The following is a 1,241-nucleotide window of genomic DNA, read 5'->3' on the forward strand; positions in this document are numbered from 1 at the left end:
ACCGCACTTGGACCGACTAAATTGAAATCATGAAGGCGTACACAATCTCAAGCGGTTCACGACGAAAAGCCGATCCGTACTGTCAACTGCAACGGAAACGGACTGGTTAGTTTGTTGCGGTCAATGCGGCTGAAGCCGGGTTGTCTATAGGCTAGATGTCCTGACAAACGAAAAGCGACCCCAGCGCTGGGGGCGCCAGGGTCGCCACTAAGCTCCCGGTCGGGGGGCAACCTAACGCAGGAGCCAAATGACGACTCCTGGCGTTGCCACTTGTTCCCAGAGGCGAACCTCAGCCTACTCTGAGGTTTTCCGCGGACGTCTTGCCCCGGTTGTTCGTTTCTTCGTAGCTCACCTTAGCACCCTCATTGAGGCTGCTCAGTCCCGCTTTCTCGACGGCCGAGATGTGCACGAAAACATCCTTGCCGCCGTTGTCGGGCTGGATGAACCCATAACCCTTGGTCGGGTTGAACCACTTCACAGTACCTGTAGCCACTAGACCAATCTCCTTAGAGCTAATGACTGCAACCTAGGTCGATAGCGCTTTACCGCGCAAGGCCAAACGGGCCACGCTGTGAGCCGCTAGTTGGATAATGCCGCTAGTTCCCCAATCACCGAAAAGAAACGACCCCGACGCGCCGCGCGCGCCGAGGCCGCATTCCAACTCTCGGCAAGGGCTTGGGGGGTCTGATTTTGCCGAGAGCCCGTCCAACGACTCTTGACGCCCTCTCTCGTTCCTCTGTCCTCCGACACACAAATTGGACCTTATGGGCTACTTCGGCGGATGCGTTAGCAAATCGGGAACCAAATCGGCGCAGGCTTCTTTGTGGGACGGGACCGCTGGGGACATATCGCGGACCGTTTCGGGAGGAGCTGGCGTGCCGGCCCTGGCGCCAGCTCTTCTTCCAACTGTGTGAAGCAAGTAACAGCCGCTCGGTACAAGCGTTGCTAGATTGTCGTTGCTGGGAATTTCAGGGCCCAGAGGCTGGAAGAACAGGGCGCCGTCGGGACAAACCATTTCGGGCCCGGCGGCGTACTTTTGAGATTTGCCGGCCAAGCGCGTGAGCGTCTCCGTGATGAATGGCAACAAAATCGCTACCAAGACTGTGTTGAAGCTGGGAACCTCACGCTGCGGATGACGCAGAAGCGGTTCGCGCGCCTCACCGCGCTGCAACCTCTACGATACTACTTCTGGGGTAATCGCCACAGTATGCATTTTGTGCCAAGCTATAGCCATCAGGATT

1 protein-coding gene is annotated in these 1,241 nt (G+C 57.4%); it reads right to left on the reverse strand.

The window, feature by feature from the left end; translation table 11 throughout:
• Positions 1–289: 289 nt before the first annotated feature.
• Entirely contained in the window at positions 290–493 is a 204-nt protein-coding gene (locus AC628_RS41125; protein ID WP_050421393.1) for a cold-shock protein, read from the reverse strand.
• Positions 494–1,241: the final 748 nt, after the last annotated feature.

It is taken from the genome of Bradyrhizobium sp. NAS96.2, assembly GCF_001908235.1.
Lineage (GTDB): Bacteria > Pseudomonadota > Alphaproteobacteria > Rhizobiales > Xanthobacteraceae > Bradyrhizobium.